This is a genomic window from Thalassobacillus sp. B23F22_16 (genome assembly GCF_043496955.1).
GTDB lineage: Bacteria > Bacillota > Bacilli > Bacillales > Halobacillaceae > Thalassobacillus > Thalassobacillus devorans_A.
This window is the reverse complement of record NZ_JBIEKD010000016.1, coordinates 78797-103468: the sequence shown is the minus strand read 5'-3', so window position 1 is coordinate 103468 and position 24672 is coordinate 78797. Positions and strand designations below refer to the sequence as shown.

Below are 24672 nucleotides of genomic sequence, written 5' to 3'. Positions count from 1 at the left end.
GTCCCTTTGTTTTCCTTAATATTGAAGAAAAGGAATAACTTGTTTAACAAATGGAGTATAAAAAATTTTTAAAAGTGTTAAAACGATCTTTAACCCTTGGTGTATCAACATTTCCGGAGGGAGTCTCGCCGTTCCCCGGCGGACCTTGCCACAGGAGGTTCTCGAAATCATACTTGTGGCATCTACCTAATGATGTTAGAAAGAAGGCGTTGCCCCCTTTACATCCTTTATCAATGTATCAGGATGAAGGTTTTAGTTATACATTTGTTCCCTTTTGAAGAGGGGCCGTTTTTCTAGAAAACTGGTTGGATGGGCGGGGGAACGGGGAGACTCCCGCGGGAGAAGGGGCTAGGCGAGATCCCGCAGGGCTTTAGCCCGAGGAAGCTTGCCAGATCCCCCGCAGGAAAGCGAGTCGTTTCCCAGCCCATCCCTTTTCCCTTACGGTAACGAACCCAACTATCTTGAAACTGCGTCTTCCATTAAAGGGAGCTATATTGTAAAGGTTTGGCGGAAAGACAGGTTTTTCTAATGAATTCTGATTTCTTTCATAAACTGATAGGGGAGGGATCAGGGGAATGGAAAACGGAAGAATGTTGACGGAATACTGGAACGAGGTTTTGACGAATGAAAGGGATATGGAAACCGTCCCATGGTTGAAACGAAAGTGGGAGCTTCATCGGGACAGGGGCTATCGCATTGTACGTGTAACCGGGGAAGTAACCCCCTATCAAAAACTGAAGGATTCAGACAGGAACACGGATGTACGGTATTTGTTGAAAACAAATTTTGTACTCAAGAAGAAAGAAGATTTTTATGTGGAAGAGTCTGAAATGGACTGCAGGGCGCAGTTGAAAAATGGTGTAATCAACAGACACGAATTCGAAGAAGAATTGTCAGCACCGGTGGAAAGAGATAAAAAATATGAACCAATCCTAATGGATCAAGTAACGGATCTACGTTTTACCTATGATCGAAGGAGCGCAGTAAGGTATGCCGAACGCTGGTGGAATAGTTACAATCCCGAGTACCGGAAGTTCACAGATGATTGTACCAATTTTATATCTCAATGCATGCGTGCAGGCGGTGCGCCGATGTGGGGATCTCCTAACCGGGGAAAAGGCTGGTGGTATTCCGGAAAGTCTTGGAGTTACAGTTGGGCGGTCGCTCACTCTTTCCGATGGTATTTAAGCGGTTCACGACAGGGACTGACGGGGAAAGAAGTAGATTCACCGAAGGATCTGATACCTGGAGATGTCATCTGCTACGATTTTGAAGGGGACGGAAGGTGGAATCACAACACGATTGTCGTCATGAAAGACAGCGATGGCATGCCTTTGGTTAATGCCCATACCTATAATAGCAGGCATCGTTATTGGTCTTATGAAGACTCCACGGCCTATACGCCAAATATCGAATACAAGTTTTTCCGGATCGGTGATTGAATATGTTATAATAAGCGGGTCATTATGCAACTAGAGGTGAAGAACATGCCGATCCATGTCGTATTATATCAACCTGAAATACCCGCTAATACCGGAAATATTGCAAGAACCTGCATTGCTACCGATTCCAGCTTACACCTGATTCGCCCGCTCGGGTTCTCGACTGATGATAAAATGCTGCGCCGTGCCGGACTTGATTACTGGCATGATGTTGACATTCATTATCATGATAGTCTCGATGATTTATATGAAGGTTACCCGGAAGGGGAGTTCTATTATATTGAGAACTTCGGTACGAAGCATTATACCGATTATAATTTCGACCAGCCGGAAAAGGACTTATTTTTCGTATTCGGAAGGGAAACAGATGGTATCCCTCTCGAATTGCTGGAAGGAAAGGAAGACCGCTGCCTTCGAATCCATATGACGGATAAAGTCCGGTCACTCAACCTGTCCAATACTGCTGCTATATTGATTTATGAAGCATTGCGCCAACAGGACTTTCCTGGGCTCACATGAATTTATCACTTAATAAAAAACCCGCATCTTGGCTTTCGATGCGGGTTTTAGCATGCTAATGTTTATTTTTGCGGGGTGCCTGGCTTTTCGTCATATCCAGCTGCGAATATGGATGTAAGGAATACCGTACATACTCCGATGATCAACGCTAGTTTCATACAATGGCGCCTCCTTTATTCTGTACAAGTTCAACTATCACTTATTATAACTAAATTATCCAAAGATGTGAATTACTAATCGTGTAAAATATCAACGAATGGATAGATGCACATTCGCCCATACATCTGGGTATGTCCCCACATACAGTGAACCATAGGTATTACTGTACAAAAAGGGGGAGGAAAAATGAACGTTGAGTATTTACCGGACACCATGATGGAGATGGATGATGATCGGCAGCGCCCGCGTCCAGGAAGACGTCCAAGAAGGCCATACTACTACGGAGGAGGGTTTTACGGTGCACCGTTTTTAGGTGGTGTATTAGGAGGCTTGCTCGGAAGTGCCTTGTACCCGTATCCGCCATATTATTATTACCCACCTTATTATTCACCATATTACTATCCGCCGTATTATTATTGATTGAACAAGAGAATCCATCCTGATCAGGATGGATTCTCTATATTTTAAAGTTTAACTTGTAATTAAAACTTTACGTTATCAAGTTCTTCACCCTGGGATTCATAACCTTGCATATACTTGATGCGTCGCTGGGCAGAGGTTTCATTTACCTGTTCATCTGCATGATAAGAAGAACGAACCATCGGACCGGCTTCGCAGTGCTTGAAGCCTTTTTCCATGGCGATTTGTTTCAGCTCTTCGAACTCATCGGGATGATAATAACGCTCTACATTCAAGTGTTTTTTCGTTGGCTGCAAGTACTGGCCAATTGTCATGATATCAACATTGTGTGCCAGCAAATCATCCATCGCTTCGATGATCTCTTCTTTCGTTTCTCCAAGTCCGACCATGATGCTTGATTTTGTCGGGGTGTTTGGAGCGATTTCTTTTACCCGCTTCAGAAGAGTGAGTGATTGGTCATACATAGCGCGAGCGCGAACACGCTTTGTCAGACGACGTACAGTTTCAATATTATGGTTGAAGATGTCTGGTTTGCCATCCATCAATGTATGCAGGCTTTCATAGTCGCCCTTCATGTCGGAAGGAAGAATCTCCACTGTACAGCCTGGTACTCGGCGACGGATTGCTTTGACAGTTTCAGCAAAAACTGCTGCACCGCCATCTTTCAAGTCATCACGAGCAACTGCTGTGACTACAACGTGTTTCAGTCCCATGATTTCAACAGATTCTGCTACACGTTCCGGCTCACCCCAGTCGAGCTCATTAGGCAGCCCTGTTTTGACAGCGCAAAAGCGGCAGCCTCGTGTACACGTATCACCAAGAATCATGAAAGTAGCAGTCTTGCGCTCACTCCAGCACTCGTGAATGTTAGGGCAGCGTGCCTCCTCGCAAACCGTATTAAGTTTTTTATCGCGCATCAGCTTTTTTAAACGATTATACGATTTGTTTGTGTTGATTTTGATTTTCAGCCATTCCGGTTTCCGTATGTACTCTTCTTTTTTAGCCATGCTAGTGTACACTCCTTTTGTAATAATCTTATCGAATATAATTCCATTCGTCACTACGATAGCGTTCTTCTGCTAATTGCTCCACTGCTTTTAATTGTTCAGCAGTCAATTGATACGGCTCCAGATTGATTTCAAGACCTTTCTCAAATCCTTGTCTGAATGCTTCTTTTGTCTGGTCGAATGTGACAGGGGATGGAATGATATCATTGATCGCTACCGCTTTATCCCCAAACGCTTTACGCGCACGTTCCTTCACACGTTCATTCGGGTAAATGAACATATCGAATAATTTGCCGTCATCCACTTCAATTGGAATTGATCCATGCTGCAGGATAACACCTTTTTTCCGGGTCTGGGCACTGCCGGCCGCTTTTTTACCTTCTACAATTAACTCATACCAGGAGGGCTCTTCAAAGCAGACAGCAGAACCTGTCGTTTCCAATTTTCCTTCCGGGATGGCAAAATCAGCCTCAACGCCGAGGTTCCGGAATCCGTGCAGCAATCCTTTAGAGATCACAAGATAAGCTTCTTTGACAGATTTAGGCATATCAGGGTGTTCTTCTGATACAATAACACTATAGGTCAATTCCTGGTCATGAAGTACAGCACGGCCACCTGTCTGACGCCTGACTAACTCATAACCGTGGCGTTTGACACCATCAAGATCTATTTTCCCTTTTACTTTTTGGAAGTAGCCAACCGAAAGGCCGGCAGGTTCCCAACCGTAAAAGCGCAATACTGGCGGGATTTTTCCTTCACTATGCCAATCAAGCAGCAACTCATCCATTGCCATATTGAAGGCAGGAGTTGCATGGCCAGTGTCGACATAATACCAAGTCTCACTCATTATGATCCTCTTCTCTGTTAAAAGTTCGTACTTTAATTAAGTAAAATGCACAGATTAAGTTTAACAAGGCAGCTATTTGTGTGTCAAAAAAGATAAGCCTGCTAATGCATACGATTTGAATTGGTTTGAAAAGAGGCAGATTCAGGTTGTAAAGGATTGTCATCCGATTTATTTGTCGATAAGATAAAGGAAAGCAAGGAAGGACAGGAGAGGCAAGCCAACTACACGATAAGGGAGGAGTCCCTGGTGAGCCAGACGCTTTATTCCAGTATATTGTTTTTAGCAAGTGCAGCCATTTGGGCCGTTTTAGCATTTATCTATCCTGATTTCAGAATTCTGAATATTACCCTCTTTGTTGTCTTCCTTATCTTAGGGTTAAGGAGACGGAAGCAGTACCAATTTGAAAAGCGCTATATGGATGAGGATGACTGACCGCTAATGGGTCAGTCTTTTTCTGGTTTGCTCCTCGATTTGTTGTCTTCCTATGTTTGAATGGACAAGTTTTTTCAGTTCTTCTCATTATCTATTCATTACTTATACGGTAGCTACATAGACTTTACTAATCAGCTTTTGCCCATTATCTACAGGGGAGGTAGTACATTGGATATTTTGAAAAAGATTCAAAGTTACCGGGAAGAAGAGGAGAAGCTGAAATGGGAAGGAACCTTTTCTGATTATTTAGAGTTGTTGAAGGAACGGCCTTATTTAGCTCAATCTGCACATTCGCGTGTTTATAATATGATTAAAGACGCAGGGATTGAAGAGGGAGAAGGGCATCATAAGTACAAGTTCTTTGAACATGAGATTTATGGTCTGGAAGAAGCGATGGAGCGGCTGGTTGAAGAATATTTCCATCCGGCTGCCAAACGACTGGATGTCCGCAAGAGGATTTTACTATTGATGGGTCCTGTCAGTGGCGGTAAATCTACGCTCGTCAATATCCTGAAGCGTGGTTTAGAAAAGTATTCGCATACGGACCAGGGGGCAGTATACGCCATCAAGGGGTGTCCCATGCATGAAGATCCTTTACATTTGATTCCTCACCACTTACGTCCTGATTTTGAAGAGGAATACGGCATTAGAATTGAAGGAAACTTGTCGCCGCTAAATATGATGAGGGTGGAAGAAGAGTATGGCGGCAGGATCGAAGACGTAATGGTAGAGCGTATTTTCTTTTCTGAGGATAAGCGTACCGGCATTGGCACATTCAGTCCATCGGATCCGAAGTCCCAGGATATTGCTGACCTTACTGGTTCAATCGACTTTTCGACCATTGCCGAATATGGTTCTGAGTCAGACCCGCGCGCCTACCGTTTTGACGGGGAATTGAATAAAGCCAACCGTGGGATGATGGAGTTTCAGGAGATGCTGAAGTGTGACGAAAAATTCCTGTGGCATCTGCTGTCACTGACCCAGGAAGGGAACTTCAAGGCAGGAAGATTCGCATTGATTTCAGCAGACGAGTTGATCGTTGCGCATACGAACGAAGCGGAGTATCGTTCCTTCATTGCCAATAAGAAGAATGAAGCACTCCATTCGCGAATGATTGTCATGCCTGTACCTTACAACTTAAAAGTAAGTCAAGAAGAACGGATCTATGAAAAGATGATCAGGCAGAGTGATATCAAGGATGTCCATATCGCGCCACATACGTTAAAAATTGCTGCGATGTTTACGATATTGACGAGACTGAAAGATTCTACGCGCGGGCAAGTAGACTTATTGAAGAAAATGAGACTTTATAACGGAGAGAATGTAGAAGGGTTCAGTGACGTGGATGTAGAGGAACTGCGTAAAGAACATCCGGATGAAGGAATGAGTGGGATTGATCCACGTTATGTCATCAACCGGATTTCTTCTACTATCATTAAAAAAGAGATGACGTCGATCAATGCGCTCGATGTATTACGTTCACTTAAGGATGGTTTGGATAGCCACGCTTCCATTTCTAAAGAAGATAAGGAACGTTATTTGAATTTCATTTCTGTTGCCCGTAAAGAATATGATGAGCTGGCGAAGAAAGAAGTCCAGAAAGCTTTCGTCTACTCTTATGAAGAATCGGCCGTAACATTAATGGACAATTATCTAGATAATGTGGAAGCTTATTGTAATAAGACTAAGATCAGAGATCCGCTGACAGGAGACGAAATGAACCCGGATGAAAAACTGATGCGGTCGATTGAAGAACAAATTGGAATTTCTGAAAATGCCAAAAAAGCATTCCGTGAAGAAATTTTGATCCGGATCAGCGCGTATGCACGTAAAGGGAAGAAGTTTGATTATCATTCCCATGAACGCCTGCGCGAAGCGATCCAGAAGAAGCTGTTTGCAGATTTGAAGGATATCGTCAAGATTACGACCTCGACAAAGACGCCGGATGAACAGCAGCTTAAGAAAATGAATGAAGTCATCGCAACCCTGGTCGATGAATATGGCTACAACTCCAGCTCAGCGAACGAACTGCTTCGCTACGTCGGCAGCCTCTTAAACAGATAATACCAAAAGAGCATGGAAAAGGATTTCCTTTTCCATGCTTTTTTAATTACTTAAGCTCTTTTAATTTCTTTTCAGGTTTTTCCAGAAGGAAGTTGGGGTATCTTAAATAAAAAAGGTGGTGGAGGTATGGGTGATAAAAGAATGGAAAAGAATAAGCCTGATAATAGTTCCATGGCAAAAGATATGAAAGAGGTCAAATACCAGGGCAGAGTAATGGAGCGTATGAAGACGAACGAAGAAGTGAGAGATAAAGGGCAGGATCCAGATCCCAAACAGCACGAAAAATAACTGTTTTTAAGAAAATTTCACAGCATTTTCACTTTGACATATATTTTCCAGCCTTTTCATGGTAAACATTGTCGAAAAGTTGTAAAAGACGTACCCAAAGGTGCGTCTTTCTTGTTATAATGGTTTTGTTGTTTTCAGTCGAAAAATTAGGTTATAATTCTTGAAGAACTAACTACTCGAACCTATAATGTAACTTAGGTTTGCAAACGTTTACGTTAATCGCAACGATAGACCAATCTACATGGGGGTAATCAACTTGTCAAACAATGGGTCTCAGGAAAGCTTCTGGGAAAACTTTCACGGCCCCAATATGGGGTACATTGAAGAACAGTATGAACTTTATACGCAAGACCCTGATGCTGTCGATCCTTCACTGAAGGAAATGTTCGATGAGCATGGGGCTCCTGTATGGATGGAAGCGGGGGTCGAGCGCTCTACGAGCAACGGCGCTGCTGCACCATCGGAACAGGACATCGCAAAGGTGACCTCAGCATACAAGCTTGTTGAGGCTATTCGTCGTCATGGACATTTAGAAGCAGATATTTATGCCGTAGGGGGGAAAGAACGGTATTCCGAGCTGCTTGATCCTGCTACTTATAATTTGACGGAAGAGGATTTGGAAGCTATCCCGGCAAATTGGGTATGGCCTGATTCTCCGGTCAAATTGAACAACGCTTTGCAAGTAGTCAAGACATTGAAAGAACGTTATGCCGGCACGATATCTTTCGAATATGATCATGTGCATAATGAGGAAGAGCGACAGTGGCTGCAGGATAAAGTAGATACCGGTTCCTTTGTTGTATCTTTAAGCGATGAAGAAAAGAAACAGCTGCTCAGCAGGCTGGTTGATGTCGAAGGATTTGAGAATTTCCTGGCCAAGACGTTTGTCGGGCAGAAACGTTTCTCGATTGAAGGCCTGGATATCATGGTGCCAATGCTTGAGCATATCATCCAGTCTTCTTACGCAGATGAAACAGAACATATTATGATGGGGATGGCTCACCGTGGGCGTTTGAATGTACTGGCCCATATTCTTGGTAAGCCATATGATAAGATCTTTTCCGAATTCCACCATTCTCCTGATAAGGAGCTGGTGCCATCTGAAGGTTCCATGGGAATCAACTATGGATGGACAGGCGATGTGAAATACCACTTTGGTGCCCGTCGTGAAATAAAGAATGGCGAACAGCATTCGACTCGTGTGACGCTCGCCCACAACCCATCCCATCTGGAGTTTGTCAATCCAGTGGTACAAGGCTTTACACGGGCTGCCCAGGATGATCGCTCCCAGGCTGGAGCACCTAAGCATTCCCAGGATAAAGCTTTTGGTATTGTCATTCACGGGGACGCAGCCTTTATTGGTGAGGGTGTCGTTGCAGAAACTTTGAACATGAGTGATCTGCCTGGCTACCGTGCAGGCGGTACGCTTCATGTCATTGCCAACAACCTGGTCGGGTTTACAACGAACCGTGAACATGGACGTTCTACTCGTTATGCCAGTGATTTGGCGAAAGGTTTTGAAATCCCGGTGGTCCATGTTAACGCGGATGATCCGGTTGCGTGTTTATCAGCGGCAGCACTCGCTTATGAATATCGCATGAAATTCCATAAAGACTTCCTGATCGACCTGGTTGGTTATCGTCGTTATGGTCATAACGAAATGGATGAACCACGCGCTACACAGCCCCAGCTCTATAAGGAAATTGACAACCATCCGACTGCAGCAAATATTTACCAGGAAAGACTGCAGCAGGAAGGAGTCATAAAAGAAGAAGAGTTCAAGGACATGACAGAAAAAGTCGAGAACAAGCTCCGGGAACTCTATCGGAATATGAAAGAAAATGAAACGGCCGAACCAGAGGCAGAGAAGCGTCCGGAAGCGGTAGAAAGTACATTGGATGAAATTGAAACCGCCATTGATATCAACCGCCTCAAGGCTTTGAATGAAGGAATGTTGAAGCGTCCGGAAGGTTTCAATGGCTTTAAGAAATTAGAAAAAATTCTCCAACGCAGGAAGAAAATGCTTGAAGATGGCGGAAAGGTAGATTGGGCGACAGCGGAAGCACTTGCATTCGCTTCTATTCTGGAAGATGGCCTGCCGATCCGACTTACCGGACAGGATAGTGAACGTGGTACGTTCGCTCATCGTCATATGGTCCTGCATGATGTCGAAACAGGTGAAACCTATAACCCGTTGCATGGACTGGAGCAGGCGAAAGCATCATTTGCGCTCCATAACAGCCCGCTATCAGAAGCAGGTGTGTTAGGGTTTGAATACGGCTACAGTGTGCAGGCTCCGGAATCACTCGTGCTTTGGGAAGCACAGTTTGGTGACTTTGCTAATGCGGGTCAGGTCATTTTTGATCAGTTTGTAGCAGCCGGCCGTGCCAAATGGGGAGAAAAGACAAGCATGGTCTTCTTGCTGCCTCATGGTTATGAAGGACAAGGACCTGAGCACTCCAGTGCCCGTCTGGAACGTTTCTTACAGCTCGCCGCGGAAAACAACTGGACGGTTGCCAATGTGACATCTGCTGCTCAATACTTCCACTTATTACGCAGACAAGCGGCAATCAGTGGTAAGGAAGAAGCACGTCCATTGGTGTTAATGACACCGAAGAGTCTATTGCGTAACCAGCGAGTAGCTGATCCTGGAGAAAATTTCGCTGAAGGTAAATTCGAAACTCTTAAACACCAGCCTGGTTTAAGTGAAAACAAGGATAAGGTCAAGACATTACTGATTGGCAGCGGTAAAATTATGGTAGAAATTGAAGACACTGCAGAAAAGGCAGAAGAGCACAATTTTGATACGATTGCCGGAGTAAGGGTAGAACAGATTTATCCTTTCCCTGAAGAACGCCTGAAAGAAATTATGAATGAATACCCGAACCTGGAAGAATTGGTATGGGTACAAGAAGAACCACAAAACATGGGAAGCTGGTACTTCGTCGAGGGTATCCTCCACAGGTTATTGGAAGAAGGCCAAATTCACCGCTATGTCGGACGTCCACATCGTGCATCTCCGTCAGTTGGTGAACCGAATATCCACAAGACAGAACAAAAACGCATTATAAACGAAGCACTAATGATGTCTAAAGGAGGAAATTCAAGTGAAAGAAATTAAGGTCCCTGAATTAGCTGAGTCCATTACAGAAGGAACGATTGCCGAGTGGCTTGTCAAAAAAGGTGATAAGGTATCAAAAGGCGATCCGATTCTGGAGCTCGAAACAGATAAAGTCAACGTAGAAGTAAACGCTGATGCCAGCGGAGTATTGACCGAAATCGTAAAAGATGCCGGAGACGACGTTGAAGTTGGCGATGTCATTGCTAAAGTAGATGAAAATGGTGAAGCTGGCGGATCTTCTGATGATTCCTCCGATAAAGAAGAACAAAAAGAAGAGCCTAAAGAAGAGAAGAAAGAAGAACCAAAAGAAGCGAAGGAAGAAAAGAAAGAAGAAAGTAAACAGGCAGAAGAAACATCCGATGGTGAAAATGGCAAAGGTGAAGTAATTGCAACCCCGGCTGCCAGAAAGCGTGCCCGTGAATTGGGAATCGACTTGAATGAAATCAGTGCCCGTGATCCATTAGGCCGCATTCGTCCTGAGGATGTAGACGCTGCATCAAGCAGTTCTAAAGAAAAAGAGACGAAGCAAAAGGCACCTAAGAAAGAGAAAAAAGCGGAACAGAACAATGAAAAAACTGAATTTGATAAGCCGGTCGAGCGCGTGAAAATGTCCCGTCGTCGTCAAACGATAGCGAAGCGTCTTGTTGAAGCGCAGCAAAACTCTGCGATGTTGACGACGTTCAACGAAGTAGACATGTCTGCTGTCATGCAGCTGCGTAAAGAACGTAAAGAAGACTTCCAGAAGAAACATGATATCAAGCTTGGATTCATGTCTTTCTTCACCAAAGCGGTCATCGGTGCTTTGAAAGAATTCCCATTACTGAATGCGGAAATCCAAGGCAACGAAATCGTTAAGAAGAAGTTCTATGACATCGGTATGGCAGTCTCTACAGATGAAGGTCTGGTTGTACCAGTCATTCGTGATGCAGACCGCTTAGGCTTTGCTGGAATTGAAAAAGACATCTCCCGTCTGGCTAAGAAAGCGATCAATAAAGAATTGCAGTTGGATGAATTACAGGGAGGTTCCTTTACGATTACAAACGGAGGAACTTTCGGTTCTATGCTTTCCACACCGATTTTGAATGCACCACAAGTTGGTATCCTTGGCTTGCACAACATTCAGAAGCGTGCCATGGTTATGCCGGATGACAGCATCGAAGTACGTCCGATGATGTACATTGCGCTTTCCTACGATCACCGTATTGTCGATGGAAAAGAAGCGGTACAATTCCTCGTACGTGTGAAGGAATTGATTGAAGACCCATACGATCTATTGTTGGAAGGTTAAACATTTTGTGAATCCTCGCCATAGCCTATGGCGAGGATTCGTTTTATCTGGTACATTGTTAGTATCAACAGGAAAGGTGGGATCATATGAAGACACCACGATCTTTCAACATGATTTTATACCCAAAGAAAACGATCTCCATCAACGGAGCGATTTATGATGTTGATCTCACCCATGATGAATTTTTGAATGAGTTCATGGACTGGGTCGAATCGAAGGGCTGGTCTTTTATGGGGTTGACGGAAGTGACATCAGCAGAAAAAGCGAGCGAAGAGCTCCTTTCCCAAATGAAAGCTGAGAAAAACGAAGAAAATGATGAAGATCAATAAAATGTCCGTGTGCATCTCATGGGTCTAACCATGGGATGTATTTTTATTTTATCTCTCTCTTTTTTTCGGAGATATTCTATAAAATTAATAGAATAGAAAACAAGCTGGTGGAATCATTATCAAATCAAGGTTTTTTAAGCCTATATTTGAAATATGAGTGGTATTTTTTGAAATTAATAGTCTGAATATTTAATCAAAATCGACAAACCTGCATAGTATAGAATAATACTATAGCAGGAGGGGATGAAGTTGGCTGAAGAGAAGAATTTTGTGATTGCAGAAGAAAATTGGTCCCTCCACCGAAAAGGACATGACGACCAGAAGCGACATCAGGAAAAAGTTCAGGAGGCCATGAAGAATCAACTCCCAGATTTGATCACGGAAGAAAACATCATCATGTCAAAGGGCAAACATGTTGTTAAAATACCAATTCGATCACTGGATGAATATAAAATCCGCTACAACCATGACAAAAATAAACATGTTGGTCAAGGGGATGGAGATAGCCAAGTAGGTGACGTGGTTGCAAGAGACGGATCGGGTGACAAGAAAGCAGGTAAAGGTGAAGGAGCAGGTGATCAGGCAGGCGAAGATTATTACGAGGCAGAAATTAGTCTTGCTGAACTGGAAGAGGCATTATTTAAAGAACTTGAGCTGCCGAACCTGGAGGAAAAAGAGAAAGACAATATTGTCACGACGGACATTGAATTCAGTGATGTCAGGAAAACAGGTCTGACGGGAAATATTGATAAACGTCGTACGATGCTTGAGGCTTTCAAACGAAACGCCATGAAAGGGACGTCATCGTTTGCACCGATTTATCCAGAAGATGTCCGCTATAAGACCTGGAATGACGTCGTGAAGCCTGAATCAAAAGCGGTCGTCATTGCGATGATGGATACCTCAGGTTCGATGGGATTGTGGGAAAAGTATATGGCAAGAAGCTTCTTCTTTTGGATGAATCGTTTCTTGAAATCTAAATATGAAACTGTGGATATTGAATTCATCGCACATCATACGGAAGCAAAGGTAGTTAGTGAAGATGACTTCTTTTCCAAAGGAGAAAGCGGGGGTACGATTTGTTCCTCAGCTTACCGTAAAGCTCTTGAGCTGATCGATCAAAAATATTCTCCAGAACGTTATAATATCTATCCTTTTCATTTTTCAGATGGAGACAATTTAACATCCGATAACAAACGATGTCTGCAGCTTATCGATGAGCTCCTGAAGGTATCCAGTCTGTTTGGATATGGAGAAGTAAATCAATACAACCGGCACTCCAGCCTGATGCAAGTGTATAAGAAAATCGAACATCCAAAGTTCAGTTATTATGTTTTGCGAAAGAAAGCAGATGTTCTTTACGCCATGCAGAAGTTCCTGAGCGAAAAAGAAGAAGAGATGACTGTATAACCAGCTCTATTTCAGAGCTGGTTCTTTTTTAATACCTCTTTTAAAATTCAATTTAAGATTCTTAGGCATTTATAAAAGGGTGTAAGGGAGTCAAAGTCTTCTTTCTATTATTATAGGGCAAATTTCCCAAGTGTGATTTTGAGAATTTCCTATGGTAAAGGGGCGTAGGGAAACGGTGAGACTCCTCGAAAATGCTACGCATTTCCTTCGTGCGGTGTTTTTCATGGAAGGTAATTCAAAGTCCTGTGGGATATGCGGGATCGCTGAGGCCCCGCAAGGCGAAGCCTGAGAAGACTCAGCACACGCCCATGGAAAGCGAATCGTTTCCCGGAGCCCCTAAACTCGAATAAACATCTAGAAATCAAGTCTTCGACTTTTTGGCCCATTTATTGAATAAGCCGATAATGTAAATGTTTTAAGTGATATAGCGAGTGGAATAATTTTGCTTACAAGTAAAAAAGTTTATAATCATAGTAGACAAGCAAACAGTTAGGGTGTTCATCGCAATGATTCAAGAAGTACTGCAATCTAATCAAAATATATTCCTTATCGCATTATTGCTCGTAAGCAGTGTTCTGGTAACGAAGTTTTCCTCAAGGCTGGGTGTTCCTTCTCTTGTTTTATTCATCATAGTCGGAATGGTTGTAGGGTCGGATGGATTAAGTATAATCTATTTCAATAATGCTGAACTGGCACAGCTCATCGGTGTTATGTCTTTAGTGATCATTTTGTTTGAGGGTGGGATGCAGACGAAGTGGGGCGCTATGAGAAAGGTTCTTGCTCCCTCAATTACATTAGCTACCCTTGGTGTTTTATTAACATCAAGCATGGTTGCATTGCTTGCAAAATTCATTCTTGACGTATCATGGCTGGAAGCGTTTCTTGTAGGTTCTATTGTTGGTTCTACGGACGCAGCTGCCGTCTTTGCTGTATTGAAAGGGAAAAATATCCGTAATAAACTCGGAGCAACACTGGAAGCGGAATCCGGTACAAATGATCCGATGGCCGTATTCCTGACTATCACGTTTATTCAGTTATTAACCGAGGACTCATCAAGTATCTTAGGTACAATTATGTTGTTCTTCTGGCAAATGGGGGCAGGAGCGGTCGTTGGCCTTCTACTTGGCTATATTTCGAGTTTTTCCTTAAATCGAATCAACTTGGATTCAAGTGGTCTTTATCCGCTCTTTGCTATTGCATTCGCACTATTATCCTATAGCATCAGTTCCCTCGTGCAGGCCAGTGGTCTGTTGGCTGTCTATATAACAGCAGTAGTAATCGGAAATTCTGAGCTTGCCTACCGATATTCTATTTTAAGATTTAACGAAGGGTTCGGTTGGATGGCCCAGATTTTGATGTTCGTCATTTTGGGTTTGTTTGTATTTCCATCTGAGGTGTTTACGGCAGATATTATGTGGAAAGGAATATTGATTTCTTTAATTCTCATGTTTCTTGCCAGACCCATTGCTGTTTATATTAGCCTGGTATTTTTCCGTTACACCAATAAGGAAAAAGTATTGTTATCATGGTCCGGTCTTCGTGGTGCTGTTCCAATTGTGCTTTCCATCTTTCCGATGCTCGCTGGTGTGGAAAACAGCCAGTTGATCTTCAACATTGTTTTCTTTATCGTACTTACTTCGGCGCTCATCCAAGGGTCGACAATTACTTGGCTGGCGGAAAAGCTTTCCCTTGTTTCTGATAAGCTAAGCAATCCGATTCATTCTCTGGAACTGATTTCGATAGGAAAAGCGAATGTGGAGATTATCGAGTTTGATGTTTCTGTAAATAATCTGATTGTCGGAGAAAAACTGGAAGATATCGATCTTCCGGATAAAGCCTTGATCAATGCTATTATCAGAGACGGTGATATCATCACTCCCTATGGACAAACAGCAATACAGGCTGGGGATACTTTGTATGTTACGGTATCAAGACGTGTGAAAAAGCAGGTGCAGGAGTTGCTGAAAGAGGTTAAGGGTGAGGTAATAGAATAAGGACCGAACGAACACGAGAAAAGCCGAGCTGTTATCAGCTCGGCTTTTCTCGTAGCAGCTATGATATTTTTTGTGAATCGTTATGATATGAATATTACATGGTTAATTATAAGAAACTGACCTTCATTTGTAAACCCTTTCGCAGAAATTTATGCCATTTTTCATATTTCCTGCGAAAGAATAATGGAATAGGGAGGGATTTGAGGAATATTTGGGGAATATAAAAGAAAACCTCACAAAGGCGAAAAATGTCGAAGGCCAGGGAGAGCGAATTGTGTTTTCACAATAATTATTCTACAATGGTAACTGTTTTTCGCTACAACTATATATGTTCATGGCATACGAAGAAACATTGAAAAAAGTACATCAGCTGTAAAGGTGTTTGTGCGTTAGATTTTAAAGGAGAGTGGGTAAGCAGATGGATAAGCAAATCGGTTTTGTCGGCTGCGGAAATATGGCGCAGGCGATGATCCAGGGCATGTTGAGAGCTGGCATTGTCACTAAAGACCAGGTGTCAGCTACAGCGATTACCGATGAAACGATCGAAGGAGCGGCCTGCAGGTTCGATATTGATACATCTAATAACAATAAACGATTGGCAAGTGAAAGCGATATTTTATTCCTTGCTGTCAAACCGTATATTTATAAAGAGGTAATTGAAGAAATCAAGGATTATGTGCGTGCTGATGCCATTATCATCACCATAGCAGCAGGGATCACCATTGGCGACATTGAAAATTCTTTCGACCATCAGGTCAAAGTAATTAGAAGTATGCCTAATACGCCTTCCCTCGTAGGGGAAGGAATGAGTGTGCTTTGCCCGAATGAATTTGTAAGCGAAGAGGAACTTCAGGAAGTGAAAGCTATATACGAAAGCTTCGGAAAAGCTGAAGTGATGGCTGAGAAGCTGATGGATGCTATTCCAGCTGTCAGCGGTTCTGCCCCGGCTTATGTCTACATGTTCATTGAAGCCATGGCTGATGGAGCGGTTCAGCAGGGAATCCCGAGAGGACAAGCATATAAGCTGGCGGCTCAAGCCGTTCTAGGTGCGGCAAAAATGGTATTAGAAACCGGCGAACATCCGGGGAAACTGAAAGATGACGTTTGTACGCCAGGTGGGTCCACGATTGAAGCTGTAACAGCTCTGGAGGAAGCAGGCTTCAGGAGTGCGGTACAGTCCGCAATGGATGCCTGCACAAAACGAGCCAAATTCCTTTCCGAGAGTAAAAAATAAAGGAAGCCGGACTTTCGGCTTCTTTTTGTGTCCTTTCAAAAAATTCCAGACTCACATCTGAATTTCCTGGAATTAATCAGGTTTATCTATAAGATCTGATTATATAAAAAGGTTGCATACACCTGTAAAAACGAATAATATAGTAAATGTTGTTTATATTATTCGGAAAGACGGGTGTTTTATATGGAGAAAGTTTTTCGTCTCAAGGAAAATAATACAAATCCACGAACAGAAGTAATGGCAGGAGTGACCACTTTTCTTACGATGGTCTATATTATTGTCGTCAACCCTGCTATCTTATCTTCAGCTGGTGTACCATTTGAACAAGTGTTCATGGCTACCGTCATTTCTGCGCTTGTCGGTACATTAATCATGGCATTCGCAGCCAACTACCCGATTGCCATTGCTCCCGGAATGGGGCTGAATGCGTATTTTGCCAGTGTGGTTGCTTCTCAAGGGGTATCCTATCAAGTTGTATTTGGAACTGTTTTTATTGCTGGTCTATTATTTATATTATTAAGCTTGACGAAGTTACGAGAAACGTTAATTATGGCGATACCTGACTCATTGAAATATGGGATTACTTCCGGGATTGGATTGTTCATTGCATTTCTGGGGTTGAAAATGTCAGGAATTGTCGTTCCAAGCGAAGCGACAATGGTGACCTTTGGAGATTTGCACCAGCCTGTCACTTTGCTGACCCTGGCTGGTTTATTCATTACGCTCGGACTGATGGCCCGGAAAGTAAAAGGTGCGCTGTTTCTAGGAATGGTAATTACGGGGATTCTTGGTTATATTACGGGTCAACTGCAGTTTGAAGGTTTCGTATCGGCTCCTCCAGCTCCGGTATTTTTTGATATCGATGTAGCTGGTGTGTTTTCCCAAGGATTATATACGGTTGTGTTCGCATTCTTATTAGTGACAATTTTTGATACAACCGGCACGATGATCGGAGTCGCCGAGCAGGCTGGTTTCATAAAAGCAGATGGGAGCCTGCCCAGGGCGAAGTCAGCTTTGATGGCTGATGCAATTGCCACAACAACCGGGTCTATGTTCGGCACAAGTCCTTCTACGGCGTATATCGAATCTACTTCAGGGGTAGCTGCCGGAGGACGGACTGGACTTACGTCTATTGTTGTTGCCTCGTTGTTTTTCTTGTCGATATTTATATCACCCATCGTAGCGGCCATTTCTTATTTGCCTGCCATTACCGCACCGGTATTAATTATTGTTGGCTGTTTTATGATGGAAGGTCTTGCACGGGTTGATTGGAAGACCTTTGACGAGGCTTTTCCTGCTTTTGCGATTCTTTTGACGATGCCGCTTACCTCAAGTATTGCAACTGGGATTTCTATCGGTTTCATCACTTATCCTTTATTAAAGCTTGTTAGTGGAAAAGGGAAAGAGGTACACTGGATATTATATTTTTTCGGTATCATTTTTATATTACAAATGATTTTCTTTCCAGCCCATTAATAAAGTAATGCCACTCGCGTAAGCGGGTGGCATTTTTTTATACTTTAAGAATGTTTAACTTTGTTAAAGGATTAAAGTAAGAAAATCTAAGGCTTTCAATACTTGGGGATAAGTCAAGTTTTTCTAATGGTCTTTCTTCCATAAATGACTAAATAGCGGCGGAACGTCCATACTAAGAATTACTATGGATAGATGAAGGTGGTGAGTGGGATGGGTTATCGGAGACGTAAGTCGAAACAGGATAAATTAATTGAAGAGCAGCCTGGTAATGAAGCGGACGTTAAGGAGCCAGAGCAGCCTAGCTATTCCCAGCTATCTAGAAATATAGAATATCTCACTAAAGCCTTAAAGCATTCCAATGATTTGAAGGTAAGAGTGTTAAAAGATGGAAACGCAGCACTTCTTTACTTTGAGACACTTGCAGATCAGGAAAAAGTGCAACAAAAAATTTTCACTCAAATGGAGTTTGGTAAATGGGATTCGATCGCTGAATTACCGAATGGAAAGCATACAGAGGATCTGGAGGAAGCCCTCAAGGTGTTGTTACGGGGGCATGCTCTCTATATAGAAGAAAATAATAAAAAATTATCTTATTTCAATGTCACCTCAGAGATTAACCGTAGTGTCGAAGAGCCTGAGAATGAAAAGGTTGTCCGTGGGTCCCATGAGGGCTTTGTTGAAAACCTCATGATAAATATCAACTTGCTGCGGAAGCGTCTGGAACACCGGGATCTCACGATTAAATATTTCCGTGTAGGCAAGAAAACAAATACTAATATTGCGATTGCTTATATGGATGGAATCACTAACCCTCAATTAGTTAAAGAAGTAAAAAAAAGGATAAAAAGTGTCTCTGCGGATACAATCCTAAGTCCTGGTTTTATGGAAGAGTTTATGGAAGATAATCCTATGTCGCCATTTCCGCAGGTATTGAGTACGGAACGTCCCGACCGGGTGATTGCTAATGTAATGTCCGGTAAAATTGCTTTAATAGCAGAAGGCAGTCCAACAGTGCTGATTTTGCCTTCAACTTTCTTCATGTTCTACCAGTCACCCGATGATTATAACGCCCGTTGGGTTTCAGGTACCTTTGTTCGGATAATCCGCTTAATGAGTTTCCTGATTGCTATTGGTTTGCCGGCTATGTATATCGCTATTATTGGTTTTCATTTTGAAGTGATACCGGATGATCTGGTGCCGCCTGTCAAGAGTGCGATTGATCAGATTGCTTATCCACCATTTGTGGAAGCATTCATCATGGTCATCATCATCGAATTGATTCGTGAAGCCGGGATCAGACTGCCACAGCCTGTAGGACAGACCATCGGTATCGTGGGAGGTTTGGTCATTGGTGATGCAGTCATAAGGGCGGGGCTTATTTCTAATTTGATGGTGATTGTCGTCGCGTTGACAGCGATCGCCTCTTTTGTCGTCCCTTCTCATGAATTAAGTACGACACTCCGGTTGTTGACATTCCCGTTGATTATTCTTGCAAGCACTTTAGGGTTTATCGGGATCGTTTTTGGCATATTGTTTATCCTCATCCATTTGATCAAGTTAGAGTCTTTCGGCAATCCTTATTTCGCTCCTGTATCACCGTTAAGGATTCAAGATTTAAAAGATACGTTTGTCCGGATACCTTTATTTAAATTAGATACCAGACCGAAAGATGCGAATCCAATCAAAGAGCAGTCGATGGGAGAATCAAGGGAGTGGAAGAGAAATGGCAAATCAAAAAAATCAAAACAAACCAAAAAGTCAAAATGATGCCACCTTTCTTAACACGAAAATCACCCGCCTTCAATTTTTCTTTCTAATTATTCAGACTCAAATTGGCGTCGGGGTCATATCTCTCCCTTACAACCTCCAGCAAGTCGCGAAACAGGATGGTTGGATATCGCTTATTGGTGCAAGTCTGATTGTCCAACTGCTCCTGTTACTTTATTGGCTGCTTCTAAAGAACACACCCAAACAGCATTTATTTATGAATTTAGAAAAGATATTTGGGAAATGGACCGGGAAGGCTGCTACGTTGTTATATTGCCTCTATTTCATTGCAGTAGGAGCTTTAATCCTCATACTTTATACGCGGGTCATCAATTTATGGATGCTGATCAATACACCGAAGTGGATACTGATGGCTTTAATGGTTTCTGCCGGGTTGTATCTGGTTTCCGGAAAAATAAAAGTATTGGCAAGGGCCTATACACTTTTTTCCGGGCTGATGCTCATCCTGGTTGTCTCATTGATTTACGGCATCAGAGATGCCAATTTTATTTTCATCTTACCGATTGGTAAAGCAGGGATAGAGCCTATTTTAAAAGGTATTAATGAAGGGGTACTTTCCCTGTTAGGTTTTGTGTTCGTCTTAATCATCTACCCGCTTGTAGAAGGTACCGATAAAGAGAAATTAAAAACGATATTTTATACCCAGTGGTTTATTCTGGGATTTTACCTGCTAGTGGTTTTCTCAACGTTTACTTTCTTTGGAGCCAAAGAAATCTTACTCGTCCCAGAGCCGGTATTATACATGTTGAAGGCATATGAATTCAGCGTTGTTGAACGGCTGGACCTATTTTTCATCTCCGTTTGGATCGTGTCAGTGACCACATCTTTCACCACTTATCTATATATGGCTGGGAAAGGACTGAAGCACATGCTTGATAGTAACAAGGAAATGCCTTTCATGATTATAATGGCTGCCGTTGCTTTGACATTAGGATTGATCTTCGGGAGGGGGGAGCAGCTGATCAGCCAATATGGAGATATCGTCATGAAATTCGGCTATCTGTTCTCTGGCTTACTGCCTGTTCTTTTATTAGTAGTATTCTTGGCTCGTAAAAAGGAGCTTACAGGAAGGGATTCCACATGAAAAAGAAAAGTTTATTACTGCTCATCTGTTGTTTGGTGTTACTAACAGGCTGCTGGGATCAACGACTATTCAAAGACGCTAAGTTAATCATGGGGGCAACTTTTGATCTTACGGATGATGGACAAGTAAAAGATACCGTATCCGTACTGATTCCAGAGACAGGTACAGAAAGGGCAACGGAAGGAAACGCGCATATTGAGACCGGTATCGGTGATAACTTGTTCGATGCCAGGAATGAAATCGATAAACAATTAGCTTATAAATTTGACCCCTCTAAATTAGAAGTATTGCTCATTGGGGAAGAACTTGCAAAGCAGGATATTTACTCTGTATTAGATGGGTATTATCGGGCGCCACGAAATAATTTAAGCGCAGAGATAGCAGTTGTAGAAGGAGAAGCTGCTGAAGCATTTGCCGTTACCACTGACCAGGAACCACGGATATCTGAACATATTGTCGGATTACTTGATGCTGTTTCTGATACTACCCATTCTCACGGGGACAATGTACAGCTGATCTGTGCTGAGCTTTTCGAACCGGGGATCGATATTGCTCTACCGCTACTCACGGTAGATAAAGATGCAAACAAAGTGAATTATAAAGGATTAGCGTTATTCCATGATAAACATTATCATGGAACCTCCCTTAATGCTGAGCAAGCCACGTTATTGCTGCTGATGGATAATAAAAAGGGCAAGGTCGCCAGGATCACTCGGAAAGTAAGTGAAAAAGGGGAGCCGAGGATGGCTAGATATTTAAGTGCCGAAGTTACCAATCATAACCGTAATTTAAAGATCACACCTTCCGGAGGAACGATTTCTGTAGATATCAACTTGGATTTATATGTGAATGTGGTGGAGTACCCGCTGGATAAATTGACAGATCCCAATAAAATAACAGAATTAGAAAAGAAACTATCGGAAACTTTAACAAAAGAAGCGGAAGAGGTCATCTCACTTTTGCAAGAGGCGCACAGTGATGTTCTTGGGATTGGCAGGCGAACAGAAGCTTTCCATTATGATACTTGGAAACAGATGGATTGGGAGAAGGACTTTAAAACCATCACAATAACTCCAAAAGTCAATGTCGTTATTCAGGAACATGGAGTTCATTCCAATTGAGATGGTAATGATGGTCTCGGATGTGTATGAAGTCAAAGGGGATGAAGCACTGGATATCAGTTTTTACACTGAAGAAAATGATTTATTGACCATGCAGTTTATGGAGGGGGAAGGAGAAATGGAATTGTTTTCACCGGAACAGGTGGAAATTACAGATTCTCTTACTGGTCTGTATGTTGATAATTCCTACTCTAAAACTGTGACATGGCAGAAAGACGGGGTCACTTACAAAATGACCTATCGTCCGAGTAACTTTTCTGACAACGACAGTGAAGTGGAAAAATCAGATTTACTTCATGTAGCGCGCTCGTTCCATTTTTAATGAACCGCCAGACCCTAACCAACAGGTCTGGCGGTTTCATTCTTCCCACATACATGAAAATGGAAAAAGTAGAAGAAACTAAGGCAGATATTTTCGAAAAGGAGAGAATAACAGTGGGAAAAACGCTTGCTTGCTTGTTGGTGTTCATTTGCTTGCTGTTTTCCGCAACTGAAAATCAGGTTGATGCCAAAACGATGACTTATCACGTCAAACCGGGAGATACCATGTGGAAGATCTCCCTCCGCTATAATCTTTCCTTTCGTGATTTCAAAGCGAGCAACACACATATTGAAAAACCGGAGGTTATCTTTCCTGGCGACCAACTGCTGATTCCCTCTAAAGACCTTACAGACACTGTGGTCAGGTTAACGAATGAGGCCAGGAGTCAAAAGGGAATCAAGCCGGTACGTATAGATGGAGCGTTGCAAGGTGTTGCGGCAGTCAAAGCGGAGGACATGGCGGATAATGGCTATTTTAGTCATCAATCCCCCACATACGGTTCTCCTTTTGAGATGCTTCGTGCTTTCAACATTGATTACGAGCGGGCATCTGAAAATATCGCGTCTGTATCGTTTTCGCCAGAAGAAGTCGTTTCCCAATGGCTGGAACATCCAGGCCATCAGCAAAATATATTGAACCCGAGAATGACGCATATCGGTGTAGGTTATGCAGAAGGAAAGAATGGAAGCGGGTACTGGGTACAAATTTTCATTCAAAAATGATAGAAACGGACATAATGAGGGTGACGTCATCTAATAATTTTGTTAAGGTGAATAAAGTCCTGCGGGAAATAGTAAAAAAGATTGAGCGTTCACAATACTTTCAAAAATTGTAAACACTGCTACGACAACGTTTACAGTTATATGACGAAAAATTACACTTGCATGACGTCTGACAACCTGATAAAATCCAATATGAAATGAACTTATGAAAGCATTTTCATTCCGAGGCGGACAACTTTTGAGGGAGGAACAAAAAAATGGGAATTTTATTAGGTCTTTTGGCCATTGTCGTTGTATTGGGTATCGCATTCCTGATGTCCAATGACAAAAAGAACATCAACCTTCGTGGGGTTGGAATCATGCTTGCTTTACAGCTATTCACGACGTGGTTCATGTTTAACACAGATATCGGACAAGCAATTATCGGTGCAATTTCAGCCGGTTTCAATAAATTGATTGAGTTCGGTACAGAAGGTGTCAACTTTGTACTTGGGGGAATCGCTGTCGAAGAAGGCGGCGGAGGCGTATTCTTTTTCAACGTCTTACTATTGATCATTTTCTTTGCGACTATTCTTTCTGTATTGACTTATTTGAAAATATTGCCTTTCATCATCAAATATCTAGGACAGGCTCTGTCTTATATTACAGGCCTTCCAAAAATCGAGTCCTTTAACGCAGTTAACAGTATCTTCTTCGGTCAGTCTGAAGCTTTGATTGCGATTAAATCTCAATTCCATCAATTGAGCGACAATCGTCTTTATATCGTCAGTGCATCTGCCATGGGCTCAGTATCTGCTTCCATCGTAGGGGCGTATCTGGGAATGCTGCCGGCACAATATGTGCTTGTAGCGTTGCCATTGAATATGTTTAGTGCTTTGATCGTAGCTTCTATCATTGCACCTGTCAAAGTAGACAAGAAAGAAGACATAGTAGAAATCCAGGATGTTTCCAATGCGAAGAGCTTTTTCGAAGCGATGGGTAACGGTGCCCTTGATGGTGGTCGTATCGCATTGATCGTTGCAACCATGCTAATTGCCTTCATCGCATCACTAGAGCTCGTGAACTGGGCGTTTGCCGGCCTGTTCAATGGATTTACCTTACAGGAAGCTTTAGGTTATGTCATTGCTCCACTTGGTTTATTGATGGGTATTCCATGGGCTGAGGCTATCGATGCTGGTGCTATTATGGGTACAAAAATTGTAACAAACGAATTCGTAGCTATGCTCGAGTTCCAAAACATGCTGGATCAAGTGTCTGAGAAGACGGTTGGTGTCGTCACTGTCTTCCTGACTAGTTTCGCGAACTTCTCTTCCATCGGTATCATCGCTGGTACGGTGCAAGGTATCGATTCAGAAAAAGGCGGAAGAGTTTCCGGCTTTGGTATGAAACTATTGATTGGTGCTACACTAGGATCTGTTCTATCTGCGACTATCGCAGGTCTATTCCTATAAGAAACTGACAGAAAGTGCTATCCTTGATAACAAGGGTAGTGCTTTTTTTGTTTTTTCATCAAGAATTTATTCAATTAAAGAACCGAAAAATCGAAGAATTGATTTCGAGATAATCGTGAGAGTTTAGGGGCGTGGGGGAAGGATTCGCTTTCCG

At 42.7% G+C, this 24672-nt stretch carries 21 protein-coding genes; 19 read left to right on the top strand and 2 right to left on the bottom strand.

The window, feature by feature from the left end:
- Window positions 1–575 precede the first annotated feature (575 nt).
- From ACGTNI_RS13585 to ymaG, 3 genes are all read left to right on the top strand, one after another.
- Complete coding sequence (locus ACGTNI_RS13585; protein ID WP_394463265.1) at window positions 576–1442, top strand: amidase domain-containing protein; 867 nt, start codon at window positions 576–578, stop codon at window positions 1440–1442.
- A 45-nt stretch (window positions 1443–1487) separates the two neighbouring features.
- Window positions 1488–1961, top strand: coding sequence for a tRNA (uridine(34)/cytosine(34)/5-carboxymethylaminomethyluridine(34)-2'-O)-methyltransferase TrmL (gene trmL, locus ACGTNI_RS13580; RefSeq protein ID WP_085506778.1), 474 nt, complete (start codon window positions 1488–1490; stop codon window positions 1959–1961).
- Between the two features lie 381 nt (window positions 1962–2342).
- Entirely contained in the window at window positions 2343–2540 is a 198-nt protein-coding gene (gene ymaG, locus ACGTNI_RS13575; protein ID WP_085509155.1) for an inner spore coat protein YmaG, read from the top strand.
- A gap of 62 nt (window positions 2541–2602) precedes the next feature.
- On the opposite strand, the gene lipA is transcribed toward ymaG, so the two are convergent.
- Together lipA and lipM are read right to left on the bottom strand one after the other, a co-directional pair.
- A complete protein-coding gene (gene lipA / locus ACGTNI_RS13570; protein WP_085506779.1) occupies window positions 2603–3547 on the bottom strand; it encodes a lipoyl synthase in 945 nt (314 codons plus the stop codon).
- A 28-nt stretch (window positions 3548–3575) separates the two neighbouring features.
- A complete protein-coding gene (gene lipM / locus ACGTNI_RS13565; protein ID WP_139823789.1) occupies window positions 3576–4397 on the bottom strand; it encodes an octanoyltransferase LipM in 822 nt (273 codons plus the stop codon).
- A 153-nt stretch (window positions 4398–4550) separates the two neighbouring features.
- On the opposite strand from lipM, the gene ACGTNI_RS13560 reads away from it, so the two are divergent.
- From ACGTNI_RS13560 to ACGTNI_RS13485, 16 genes are all read left to right on the top strand, one after another.
- Window positions 4551–4826: a hypothetical protein gene (locus tag ACGTNI_RS13560; RefSeq protein WP_085506781.1), complete on the top strand. Its 276-nt coding sequence runs from the start codon at window positions 4551–4553 to the stop codon at window positions 4824–4826.
- A gap of 168 nt (window positions 4827–4994) precedes the next feature.
- Entirely contained in the window at window positions 4995–6890 is a 1896-nt protein-coding gene (locus tag ACGTNI_RS13555; RefSeq protein WP_085506782.1) for a PrkA family serine protein kinase, read from the top strand.
- A 126-nt stretch (window positions 6891–7016) separates the two neighbouring features.
- Window positions 7017–7178 (top strand): hypothetical protein, encoded by a 162-nt coding sequence (locus tag ACGTNI_RS13550; protein WP_176223970.1) that lies wholly within the window; start codon window positions 7017–7019, stop codon window positions 7176–7178.
- A gap of 241 nt (window positions 7179–7419) precedes the next feature.
- Window positions 7420–10299 carry a 2-oxoglutarate dehydrogenase E1 component gene (locus ACGTNI_RS13545; protein WP_085506783.1) on the top strand — a complete coding sequence of 960 codons (2880 nt, stop codon included), beginning with the start codon at window positions 7420–7422 and terminating at the stop codon, window positions 10297–10299.
- Window positions 10286–11587 carry a 2-oxoglutarate dehydrogenase complex dihydrolipoyllysine-residue succinyltransferase gene (gene odhB, locus ACGTNI_RS13540; protein ID WP_085506784.1) on the top strand — a complete coding sequence of 434 codons (1302 nt, stop codon included), beginning with the start codon at window positions 10286–10288 and terminating at the stop codon, window positions 11585–11587. Before ACGTNI_RS13545 ends, odhB begins: the two co-directional genes overlap by 14 nt.
- Before the next feature lie 110 nt (window positions 11588–11697).
- Window positions 11698–11916, top strand: a complete 219-nt coding sequence (locus ACGTNI_RS13535) for a hypothetical protein (protein WP_062447664.1) — start codon at window positions 11698–11700, stop codon at window positions 11914–11916.
- A 243-nt stretch (window positions 11917–12159) separates the two neighbouring features.
- A complete protein-coding gene (gene yhbH, locus ACGTNI_RS13530) occupies window positions 12160–13326 on the top strand; it encodes a sporulation protein YhbH (protein ID WP_062443873.1) in 1167 nt (388 codons plus the stop codon).
- Between the two features lie 506 nt (window positions 13327–13832).
- The gene (locus ACGTNI_RS13525) at window positions 13833–15320 is read left to right on the top strand and encodes a potassium/proton antiporter (RefSeq protein WP_394463259.1); all 1488 of its coding nucleotides are present in this window, start codon (window positions 13833–13835) and stop codon (window positions 15318–15320) included.
- A 418-nt stretch (window positions 15321–15738) separates the two neighbouring features.
- Entirely contained in the window at window positions 15739–16554 is an 816-nt protein-coding gene (proC, locus tag ACGTNI_RS13520; RefSeq protein WP_394463257.1) for a pyrroline-5-carboxylate reductase, read from the top strand.
- A 183-nt stretch (window positions 16555–16737) separates the two neighbouring features.
- Entirely contained in the window at window positions 16738–18030 is a 1293-nt protein-coding gene (locus ACGTNI_RS13515) for an NCS2 family permease (RefSeq protein ID WP_394463255.1), read from the top strand.
- A gap of 210 nt (window positions 18031–18240) precedes the next feature.
- Complete coding sequence (locus ACGTNI_RS13510; protein WP_394463253.1) at window positions 18241–19797, top strand: spore germination protein; 1557 nt, start codon at window positions 18241–18243, stop codon at window positions 19795–19797.
- Entirely contained in the window at window positions 19754–20902 is a 1149-nt protein-coding gene (locus tag ACGTNI_RS13505; RefSeq protein WP_394463251.1) for a GerAB/ArcD/ProY family transporter, read from the top strand. Before ACGTNI_RS13510 ends, ACGTNI_RS13505 begins: the two co-directional genes overlap by 44 nt.
- Window positions 20899–22023 carry a Ger(x)C family spore germination protein gene (locus ACGTNI_RS13500; protein WP_394463250.1) on the top strand — a complete coding sequence of 375 codons (1125 nt, stop codon included), beginning with the start codon at window positions 20899–20901 and terminating at the stop codon, window positions 22021–22023. The genes ACGTNI_RS13505 and ACGTNI_RS13500 overlap by 4 nt, the downstream gene beginning before the upstream one ends.
- A 10-nt stretch (window positions 22024–22033) precedes the next feature.
- Window positions 22034–22345 (top strand): hypothetical protein, encoded by a 312-nt coding sequence (locus tag ACGTNI_RS13495; protein ID WP_394463248.1) that lies wholly within the window; start codon window positions 22034–22036, stop codon window positions 22343–22345.
- Window positions 22346–22458: 113 nt separating this feature from the next.
- The gene (locus ACGTNI_RS13490) at window positions 22459–23067 is read left to right on the top strand and encodes a CAP domain-containing protein (protein ID WP_394463246.1); all 609 of its coding nucleotides are present in this window, start codon (window positions 22459–22461) and stop codon (window positions 23065–23067) included.
- A 257-nt stretch (window positions 23068–23324) separates the two neighbouring features.
- Window positions 23325–24518: a NupC/NupG family nucleoside CNT transporter gene (locus ACGTNI_RS13485; RefSeq protein WP_394463244.1), complete on the top strand. Its 1194-nt coding sequence runs from the start codon at window positions 23325–23327 to the stop codon at window positions 24516–24518.
- Window positions 24519–24672 lie beyond the last annotated feature (154 nt).